The organism is Micromonospora sp. NPDC049060, from assembly GCF_040649055.1.
Classification (GTDB): Bacteria; Actinomycetota; Actinomycetes; order Mycobacteriales; family Micromonosporaceae; genus Micromonospora; species Micromonospora reichwaldensis.
This window is the reverse complement of the sequence record NZ_JBEZEV010000143.1, coordinates 1-9,745: the sequence shown is the minus strand read 5'-3', so window position 1 is coordinate 9,745 and position 9,745 is coordinate 1. Positions and strand designations below refer to the sequence as shown.

10 protein-coding genes are annotated in these 9,745 nt (G+C 75.4%); 9 read left to right on the top strand and 1 reads right to left on the bottom strand.

Annotation, left to right across the window (positions count from 1 at the left end; translation table 11 throughout):
• Positions 1-265: 265 nt before the first annotated feature.
• Positions 266-1,627 carry a protein kinase gene (locus tag AB0B83_RS29365; protein WP_357580888.1) on the bottom strand — a complete coding sequence of 454 codons (1,362 nt, stop codon included), beginning with the start codon at positions 1,625-1,627 and terminating at the stop codon, positions 266-268.
• Positions 1,628-2,175: 548 nt separating this feature from the next.
• On the opposite strand from AB0B83_RS29365, the gene AB0B83_RS29360 reads away from it, so the two are divergent.
• The 9 genes from AB0B83_RS29360 to AB0B83_RS29320 form a co-directional block, all read left to right on the top strand.
• On the top strand, positions 2,176-2,808 hold the full coding sequence (locus AB0B83_RS29360; protein ID WP_357580887.1) for an RNA polymerase sigma factor: 633 nt from the start codon (positions 2,176-2,178) through the stop codon (positions 2,806-2,808).
• Positions 2,809-2,824: 16 nt separating this feature from the next.
• Positions 2,825-3,583 (top strand): hypothetical protein, encoded by a 759-nt coding sequence (locus AB0B83_RS29355; protein ID WP_357580886.1) that lies wholly within the window; start codon positions 2,825-2,827, stop codon positions 3,581-3,583.
• Between the two features lie 206 nt (positions 3,584-3,789).
• A complete protein-coding gene (gene egtA, locus AB0B83_RS29350) occupies positions 3,790-5,022 on the top strand; it encodes an ergothioneine biosynthesis glutamate--cysteine ligase EgtA (protein WP_357580885.1) in 1,233 nt (410 codons plus the stop codon).
• On the top strand, positions 5,019-6,356 hold the full coding sequence (gene egtB, locus AB0B83_RS29345; protein WP_357580884.1) for an ergothioneine biosynthesis protein EgtB: 1,338 nt from the start codon (positions 5,019-5,021) through the stop codon (positions 6,354-6,356). The genes egtA and egtB overlap by 4 nt, the downstream gene beginning before the upstream one ends.
• 121 nt (positions 6,357-6,477) lie before the next feature.
• Positions 6,478-7,224, top strand: a complete 747-nt coding sequence (gene egtC, locus AB0B83_RS29340; protein ID WP_357580883.1) for an ergothioneine biosynthesis protein EgtC — start codon at positions 6,478-6,480, stop codon at positions 7,222-7,224.
• A 44-nt stretch (positions 7,225-7,268) separates the two neighbouring features.
• Entirely contained in the window at positions 7,269-8,234 is a 966-nt protein-coding gene (egtD, locus tag AB0B83_RS29335; RefSeq protein WP_357580882.1) for an L-histidine N(alpha)-methyltransferase, read from the top strand.
• Positions 8,235-8,483: 249 nt separating this feature from the next.
• Entirely contained in the window at positions 8,484-9,071 is a 588-nt protein-coding gene (locus tag AB0B83_RS29330; RefSeq protein WP_132235035.1) for a TMEM165/GDT1 family protein, read from the top strand.
• A gap of 77 nt (positions 9,072-9,148) precedes the next feature.
• On the top strand, positions 9,149-9,511 hold the full coding sequence (locus AB0B83_RS29325; RefSeq protein ID WP_132234546.1) for a DUF1622 domain-containing protein: 363 nt from the start codon (positions 9,149-9,151) through the stop codon (positions 9,509-9,511).
• Positions 9,508-9,745 (top strand): hypothetical protein (locus tag AB0B83_RS29320; RefSeq protein WP_357580881.1); only part of this gene is annotated, 238 nt, incomplete at its 3' end. The genes AB0B83_RS29325 and AB0B83_RS29320, both read left to right, overlap by 4 nt.

Sequence of the window (9,745 nt, the reverse complement as noted above, 5' to 3'; positions counted from 1 at the left end):
GCTTGACAGCATCGACGCCCTAGCCCGTGAAGCCACTGGTCCCCTGGTTTCCGTTTGGCGCGGTGGCGAGAATCAGCTCGGCCAGAGCCCAGCGGCAGGCCGACGTATCCCTGGCCGATGACGACCAACTTCTCAACGCTCACCCGGGCTCCTGAGGCAGAGGGCGGAAAGTGCCTGCTCGGGAGCCTAGAGTGATTTCTGTGCCCGTACGTCCGGTTTGGGGTTATCGGTGCCAGTGGGACTGGCGTGGCGGAATGGCCGGGGCTCAGACCACCGGCGGATTGGCCGGCTCGACCGGGGTGGTCTGCGTCTCGGTCGGCTCCGGCGCCGGCGGCGTGGTCTGCGTCGGGGCGGGGTTGCTGGGCGTCGCCGTCGGCGGATCGTCGGTCTCGGTGGGATCCGGCGACTCCGGAGCCGCCGACCCGCTCGGCTGGGGCGAGACCGGCGGCGCGGTGGCCGACGGCGAGGGGCTGGCGGTGGAGCCGGTGGGTCGGAACGGCCGGCCGGGGTCGACGGGGGCGTCCTCCTGCTTCACCGGCGCCTCGGCGCCGCCGCTCGGCTCCGCGGCCGGGGTGGTCGCCTGCGGAACCTTGACCGCCGGCGCGTCGGCCTCGCTGGTCATGCCGAGCGCCGCGCCGAGCCCGGCCAGCGCCACCAGCACCGCCGCCGCCGCGCCGACCAGGGTGCCGCGTCGCCTCCGGCGGGCCACGCTCGCGGCGACCGGCACGTCGGTGCGGGTGCCCGGGTCGACGCCGCCCGCCGCCGCGGCGGCGGGCACCATGGCGGTCGGCGCGGAGGGGTCGGACACGGCGGCGCGGGCGGCCTCGGCCATCGCCGCCGCGCTGCTGAACCGGTCGGCCGGGTCCTTGGCCAGGGCGCGGGAGACCAGCGCGCGGACCGCCTCCGGCACGTCGTGCGGCAACTCCGGCGGCTCGTCGTCGAGGTGGCGCACGGCGACCTGCAGCGGGTTGTCGCCGGTGAACGGCGGGCTGCCGCTCAGGCAGCAGTAGGTCACCGCGCCGAGGGCGTAGATGTCGGTCGCGCCGGACACCGGCCGGCCGGCGGCCTGCTCCGGCGCCATGTAGAGCGCGGTGCCCGGCACGGCGTTCGTGCTGGTGATGCTGGTGATGTTTGTCGACCGGGCGACGCCGAAGTCGACAAGCACGACACTGCCGTCCTCCTGCACCAGCAGGTTGCTCGGCTTGACGTCGCGGTGCACGATCCCGCCGAGGTGCGCGGCGTGCAGCGCCTGCGCGACCTGCGCGACGATCGCCATCGTCTCGGCCACGTCGAGACGCCCGACGGCCTCGATCCGCTTGGACAGCGGCTGGCCGGTCACGAACTCCATGACCAGGTAGTCGGCCCGCCCGCCGTCGGGCAGGTCGTCCTCGCCGCTGTCGAAGACCTGGACGATGCCCGGGTGGCGCAGGGCGGCCATGATCCGGGCCTCGGCACGGAAGCGGGCGATGAAGTCGGGGTCGGAGACCAGCGCCGGCAGCAGGACCTTGACCGCGACCTGCCGGCCGAGGACGAGGTCCTTGCCCCGCCAGACGTCGCCCATGCCGCCCGTGGCGACACGCTCGTCCAGGCGGTAGCGACCGCTGAGTACGACCTCCGATGACAACACAGCATTACCGTACCCAGGCCGGCGGGGATCGGCGCGCCGCGTGCCGTCGGGCCGGCCCGCGCCGCCCGCGTGGTGGGGGCGGCGGGACCGGGCCCGCCTCGGATAGGCTGTGAGCGTCCGTGGACCGTGTGTGACGACATTCCCCTCATGTCCGTCGTGGGCTGGTCGAATGCGCCGCCGCCCGCGCCCGCAGATGGCGTGCAGCGTCCCGGGCCGCTGTGCCGTTACGGCGACGGCCCGGCCGAACGGCTAGATAATTCTCACTCTTCTGCCCACCGGGGCGGGCTTGCCCGATCGACCCGGCGCTCCTAGCGTTAGCCCGACTCGGGCCCGCCCCACGGCGTCGCCGCGGCACCTGCGCCATCGGCCGTGCCGCCACGGCAGGAGTCCAGAGAATCGGTCCGGGCGACGCGGTCCCGGGCGTGATCAGGTCAGCGGGGGGCTGAGGGTGCGGGATCAGGTCCGTTTGCCGGACCGTGCTTGCCTCGCGCACGCCCATGTGGGCGTGCGCCGCTTGCGCGTGTCCACGGGACGGAAGCGGCGACCACATGGCCGGTGAGCTGAACGAGGCCGTCGTGGCGGCGCAGGCCGGCGACGAGGACGCCTTCCGCTTCCTCTACCGCAGCCTCCAGCCCGGCCTGCTCCGGTACCTGACCGCCCTGGTCGGCGCGGACGCCGAGGACGTCGCCTCGGAGACCTGGTTGCAGGTCTCCCGCGACCTGCCCAGCTTCACCGGCGGCGAGTTCCGGGCCTGGACGGTCACCATCGCCCGCAACCGGGCCATGGACCACCTGCGCCGGCAGCGCCGCCGTCCCGCGCTGCCCGTGCCGGTGCAGGCGCTCGCCGAACTGGCCGGCGACGCCGACACGGCCGAACGGGCCGGCGAGACGATCGGCACCGAGGCGGCGCTCGCGCTGATCGCCACCCTGCCGCCCCGCGAGGCCGAGGCCGTCCTGCTGCGCGCCGTCGTCGGGCTGGACGCCGAGACCGCCGGGCGGGTACTCGGCCGCCGGGCCGGTGCCGTGCGCACCGCCGCCCACCGGGGGCTGCGCCGGCTCGCCGTCCTGATGGAACAACGCTACGACCCGAGCCGGTCGCCGGCCGCCCCCGAGGCCGCCGCGGCGCCCCGACCGCGCACCGGCCGGCGGCAGGCGTCGCACGCCGAACCGGCGGACGGTTGACGTGAGGGGATCCAGGATGTTCTTTCGCCGGACCGAGCGGCCCGCCGACCGCGGCGCGTCCGACCGGCTGCTCGACGCCGCCCGCGCGGATGCCTCCCGTACGCCGGACGCCGAGCCGCTCGCCCGGCTGCTCTCCGCCGCCGCCGCCCCCGCCCGCCCCGGCGAACTGGCCGGGGAGGAGGACGCCCTGGCGGCCTTCCGGGCGGCGCGTGCGGCCGGCCCCGCCGCCGGAGCCGTGCCGTCGCCACGCCGGCGCCGGTTCACCGCCGGCGCCATGGCCTGGGGCGCGGGGATCGCGGTCACCGCGACCGCGGGCGCCGCCTTCGCCGCCGTCACGCTGGACCGGGCCGAGGACCCGGCCCCGCCGCCCCGCCCCGTCACCCCGACCCCGGCGCCGGCCACCACCGGTCCGCACCGGGACGGATCGACCGGCGACCCCGCTGGCCGCCCCACCGGGACCCCGCCCCGCCCCTCCGCCGCCCCGACCTCGGGCGCACCCGCCCCCGGCAGCACCGCCAGCGACGTGCCGGGAGCGCAGGGGAACGCCGAACAACTGCGCGGACTCTGCCGGGCGTACCTGGCCAAGAAGCCGGCGCAGCGGGAGAAGGCCCTGGACACCCCCTCGTTCGCGCGCCTGGTGACCACGGCGGGCGGCCGGGAGCGGGTTGAAGGCTTCTGCGGGCAACTGCTGCCCGACGTGGCGGCGAAGGAGTCGCCCGACAAGCCGCCGAAGAAGGGGCCGAGCCCGACCCCGACTGCGACCCCGACCGACTGACGCCCCTCGCGGTCGGTCCCGGCCGCTGATTTCTCCCGCCCGTCGCGACGGGCCGGGAGAGGCCGTTTGCGCTGCACGTTCCGGCCGGCCGCGCGGAATTCGTCTGCTAGACAGGAGTGCGTGGGGCCACCGACGCCCGCGCCGATGACGGTGGGTGGCGTTACGGTGACACCGAACGGAAGTCGGCCGGGAAGGGGGCCCATGCCGTGGTGACGTCGCCGGAGCTCGACCGGACCACCGTCCTGCGGGAGTCCGCCGCCGCCGAGGGTCACCTCGCGCGCATCTGCTTCAAGACCGGTCCACCGACCCACACCGGCGTCGAACTCGAATGGACCGTGCACGACGCCGCCGACCCCGCCCGCCCGGTCGACGGCGAGCGGCTCCGGGCGGCACTGGGGCGGCACAGCCCCCGCACCCTCGACCGCGCGAGCCCCGCCGAACCGCTCCCGCACGGTGGCACCGTGACCGTGGAGCCCGGCGGGCAGTTGGAGATCTCCACCGCGCCACGCTCCTCGCTCGCCACCCTCATCCACGCCACCGACGGCGACATCGCCGTGCTGAACGGCCTGCTCGACGCCGCCGGGCTGGTCCTCGGGCGCACCGGCATAGACCCGCACCGGCCACCCCGCCCGGTGGTCGAGGGCCCCCGCTACCGCGCCATGCGCCACGTCTTCGACCGGCGCGGCCCGGCCGGCCGGACGATGATGTACAGCACGGCCGGTCTCCAGGTCTGCCTCGACGCTGGGGAGCCGGACCACCTGCCGGAGCGCTGGGCGGCGGTGCACGCGCTCGGGCCGCCCCTGCTGGCCGCGTTCGCCACGGCCGACCGGCACGCCGGGCGCAGCACCGGCTGGGCGTCCGCCCGGATGGCCGCCTGGTACGGCATCGACCCGGCCCGCACCCGTCCCGTGTGGACGCCGGAGACCGACACCGACCCGGTCACGGCCTGGACCAGCTACGTCCTCGCCGCGCCACTGCTCTGCGTGCGCGGCGACGGCCCGGACTGGACGCCGCCGCCGGGGATCACGTTCGCCGACTGGATCGACGGGGCGCTGCCCCGGCCGCCCACCACGGACGACCTCGACTACCACGTGAGCACCCTCTTCCCGCCGGTGCGACCCCGGGGCTACCTGGAGCTGCGCTACCTCGACACGCAGCCCGGCCGGGGCTGGCTGCTCCCGCTCGCGGTGCTGGTCGTTCTGCTCGCCGACCCGGGCACGGTCCGCGCGGCCCGCGCCGTCGCCGGGCCGGTGGCGCACCGCTGGCACGCCGCCGCCCGCCACGGCCTGCGTGACCCGGCGCTGGCCGCCGCGGCGGCGGACCTGTTCGACCTGGCCCTCGCGGCCCTGCCCCGGCTCGACCTGCCGGCGGCCCTGCACGACGACATCGACCGAGGCGTACGGCGGCGACGCGACGCCGCGGGGAGGAGTCACCGGTGACCGGAACGACCACGCGCCCGGCGGGCCCGGAGCAGTTGCGCAGCCGGATCGCGGCGGAACTCGAACGCACCCGCGCCCGCACCGCCCTGCTGACCGAGGCGGTCGACGAGGCCGACCTGACGCGGCAGCACTCGCCGCTGATGTCCCCGCTGGTCTGGGACCTCGCCCACGTGGGCAACCAGGAGGAACTCTGGCTGGTCCGGGACGTGGGCGGGCGGGAGCCCGTCCGGCAGGACATCGACGACCTGTACGACGCGTTCAAGCAGCCCCGCCGGGACCGCCCGACGCTGCCGCTGCTGCCCCCGCAGGAGGCCCGCGCCTACCTGCTCACGGTCCGGGACAAGGTGCTCGACCTGCTGGACCGGGTCGCGTTCACCGAGCGGCCGCTGGTCGCCGACGGCTTCGCCTTCGGCATGATCGTGCAGCACGAGCAGCAGCACGACGAGACGATGCTCGCCACCCACCAGTTGCGCGTCGGCCCGGCGGTGCTGCACGCCCCGCCGCCGCCGGAACCGACGGCCGGGGTCGACGGCGAGGTGCTGGTGGCGGCCGGCGAGTTCACCATGGGCACCGACACCGACCCGTGGGCGCTGGACAACGAGCGACCCGCCCACCGGGTCCACCTGCCGGCCTACGCCATCGACGCCGCGCCGGTGACCAACGGGCGCTACCGCGAGTTCATCGCCGACGGCGGCTACGACGACCCGCGCTGGTGGAGCCCGGCCGGCTGGCGGCACCGCCGGGAGGCGGAGCTGGTCGCGCCGATGCACTGGCGACGCGACGGCGACGGCTGGGCCTACCGGCGGTTCGGGCGGTGGGCGCCGGTCCGCGACGACGAGCCCGTGGTGCACGTCTGCTACCACGAGGCGCGGGCCTACGCGGCCTGGGCCGGCAAGCGGCTGCCGACCGAGGCGGAGTGGGAGAAGGCGGCCCGCTGGGACCCCGCCTCCGGCCGCTCCCGCCGCTACCCGTGGGGCGACGACGACCCCACCGCCGAGCACGCCAACCTGGGCCAGCGGCACCTGTGGCCCGCGCCGGTGGGCGCCTACCCGGCCGGCGCCTCGCCGCTGGGCGTGCACCAGCTCATCGGCGACGTGTGGGAGTGGACCTCCACGCCGTTCCGGGGGCACCCGGGCTTCACCGCGTTCCCCTACCGCGAATACTCGGAGGTCTTCTTCGGCGACGACCACCGGGTGCTGCGCGGCGGGTCGTTCGGCACGGACCGGGCCGCCTGCCGGGGCACCTTCCGCAACTGGGACTTCCCGATCCGGCGGCAGATCTTCAGCGGTTTCCGCTGCGCGCGGGACGCCCGGCCGGAGGAGTCGCAGCCGTGAGGACGGGGCGGCCGGACGGTTGGGCCGGAGCAGGCACCCTGTTCCGGGGCCGGCCCCCGGGGCGGGGCGACATCGGCGGCCGGCGCCCGGGCCGCCCCGCCGGGCGGGACGGTGTCGCCTGATGTGTCGCCACCTGGCCTACCTGGGGCCGCCGGTCACCCTGCGGGAGCTGCTGTTCGACCCGCCGTACTCGCTCGTGCGGCAGTCCTGGGCGCCCCGCGACATGCGCGGCGGCGGGACGATCAACGCCGACGGCTTCGGCGTCGGCTGGTACCCGGGCGACGGTGAGCCGGTGCGCTACCGGCGGTCGCAGCCGATCTGGAGCGACCCGACAATCGCCCAGCTCGCGCAGGTCACCTCGGCCGGCGCGGTGCTGGCCGCCGTCCGCTCCGCCACGGTGGGCATGGCGGTCCTCGACGGGGCCGCCGCCCCGTTCGCCGAGGGGCGGTGGCTGTTCAGCCACAACGGGGTCGTGCGGGGCTGGCCCGACTCGATGGTCCCGCTCGCCGCCACCCTGCCCGTACGCGACCTGCTCACCCTCGACGCGGCCACCGACTCGGCGCTGGTGTGGGCGCTGGTGCGGCACCGGCTGCGGGCCGGGGTGAAGCCGGCGCGCGCGGTCGCCGAGACCGTGACGGCGGTGGCCGGGGCCGCGCCCGGGTCCCGGCTCAACCTGCTGCTCACCGACGGGCGCACCGTGGTGGCCAGCGTGGCCGGGCACGCGCTGTCGATCCGCGCGACGCCGGCCTCGGTGCTGCTGGCGTCCGAACCGCACGACGACGACCCCGGCTGGCAGGCGGTGCCGGAGGGGCAACTGGTGGAGGCCACGGCGACGGGGGTACGCGTCCGCGCCCTCGCCGAGGTCTGACCGCCGGCCGACAGGACGTTCCACCCGACGACGAAGGGGATGACATGAGCGCGGAGCCGCTGGAGATCCACCTGGAGGAGCAGGACCTGGGCCGCAGCCTGCGGGAGGACGTCCGCACCGGCCTGACGGCCGAGGAGAAGTGGCTGCCCCCCAAGTGGTTCTACGACGCCCGCGGCAGCGAGCTGTTCGAGGAGATCACCCGCCTGCCGGAGTACTACCCGACCCGCGCCGAGCGCACGGTGCTGGCCGAACGGGCTGCCACGATCGCCGAGCTGACCGGGGCGAAGACGCTGATCGAGCTCGGTTCGGGCTCGTCGGAGAAGACCCGGCTGCTGCTGGACGCGTTCACCCGTCGGGGCGGGCTCGGCACGTTCGTGCCGCTGGACGTGTCGGTCAGCGCGCTGCGGCAGTCCACCGCCGAGATCGCCGCCGACTACCCCGGGCTGCGGGTGCGCGGCATCGTGGGGGACTTCACCCGCCACCTGGACCGCCTGCCGACCGGTGGCCGCCGGCTGGTGCTCTTCCTGGGCGGCACGATCGGCAACCTCCTGCCGGTCGAGCGGGCGCGGTTCCTCGCCGCGATGCGGGCCGCGCTGGAGCCGGGGGACTGGCTGCTGATCGGCACCGACCTGGTCAAGGACCCGGCGGTGGTCGTGCCGGCATACGACGACGCGGCCGGGGTCACCGCCGAGTTCAACCGCAACGTGCTGCGGGTGGTCAACCGGGAGCTGGGCGCCGACTTCGATCCCGCGGGGTTCGCCCACGTCGCGCTCTGGGACGCCGAGCGGGAGTGGATCGAGATGCGGCTGCGGGCGCGGCGGCCGATGCGCGTACGGGTGCTGGACCTGACGGTCACCTTCGCCGAGGGCGAGGAGCTGCGCACGGAGGTGTCGGCGAAGTTCCGGCCCGAGGGGATCGCGGCCGAGCTGGGCTCGGCCCGCTTCGTGGCCCAGGACTTCTGGACCGATCCGGCCGGCCTCTTCGGCGTCACCCTGGCCCGTGCCGAGTGACGGGTGCGGCCGCGCCAGGTGACCGGCGGGTGAGCATCTTCACCCGCCGGAGCCGGCCCGATCGGTGATCGGTTAGGCTGGGCGACGCGAAGGGGAGTAGCCCCCAATGTCGTGGTCGACACACTGGTGCGTTCCGCATCCGGCCACGCGGCCTCGTCATCCGAGGCGGGCGAGACCTTCGACCCAGGCTGTTGCAGCCGGGTCGAGGGCGCCCCCGTACCTCCTCCCGGCATGATCCGGAAGGATGTCATGGAAGGTTTCCTCGTCGCGCTGGTCGTCAGCTTCGGCGTCATCTTCGTCGCCGAGCTGGGGGACAAGTCCCAGCTGATGGCCCTGACCTTCGCCACCCGCTTCAAGACCGTGCCGGTCCTGATCGGGATCACCGTCGCCACCGCCGTGGTGCACCTGGCCTCGGTGGCGATCGGCTACGGGCTCGGCGCCGCGCTGCCGACGGAGTGGATCTCGCTCGTCGCGGGCCTGGCGTTCCTCGGTTTCGGCGCGTGGACCCTGCGCGGTGACTCGCTCACCGAGGAGGAGAAGCGCAAGGCCGAGAAGAGCAGCAAGTCCGCCATCGTCGCGGTGTCGGTCGCGTTCTTCCTGGCCGAGCTGGGCGACAAGACCATGCTCGCCACCATCACCCTCGCCACCCAGTACGGCTGGTTCGGCACCTGGCTCGGCTCGACGATCGGCATGGTGGCGGCGGACGCGCTCGCCATCCTCGTCGGGCGGATGCTCGGCAAGCGGCTGCCCGAGAAGACCATCAAGTACGGCGCCGCGGTGCTCTTCGCGATCTGCGGGCTCTGGCTGATCCTGGAGGCCGTCACGCAGCTCACCTGACGCCCGGCCACCGCCCCGGCCGGCACGCGGCCCACCCGACGCCGACTACCGCCCCGCTGGCCGGGTATCGCCAGCGGATGGGCGTCGAGGAGATCCTGCGCCACGGCTACCAGGGCCTGGTCACGGCGGTGGAGGTCGCCGGGGCGGTGGTCATCTTCGTCGGGGCGGCGTGGGCGGCGCTGCGGTTCGTGGTCGAGGGACTGCGGCACCGCAGCGCCGCCGTGTTCACCCCGATCCGACTCTCCCTGGGGCGGTTCCTCACCCTCGGGCTGGAGTTCCAGCTCGCGGCGGACATCCTGCGTACGGCGGTCTCGCCGACCTTCACCCAGATCGGCCAGCTGGCGGCCATCGCCGCGATCCGGACCGCGCTGAACTACTTCCTGGGCCGGGAGATCCGCCAGGAGCAGCAGCAGGTCCGGGAGTCGGAGCGCGTCCGGTGATCCGTGCCCTGGTCACCGTCACCACCGCCCTCGCCACCCTGGCCGGGCTGGCGGTGCTGCTCGGCACGGGTTCCTGGCGGTGCGCGATGCGGGTGCTGCTGGACCTGCTGACCGCCGCCGGGCTGCTGCGGCTGGCCGGCGGCCAGGGCTGGACGGCCCTGGCCGCGGCGGCGGCGATCGTCCTGCTGCGCCGGCTGCTCTGGGCCGCGCTCACGGCCAGCGGGCCGGCCGGAC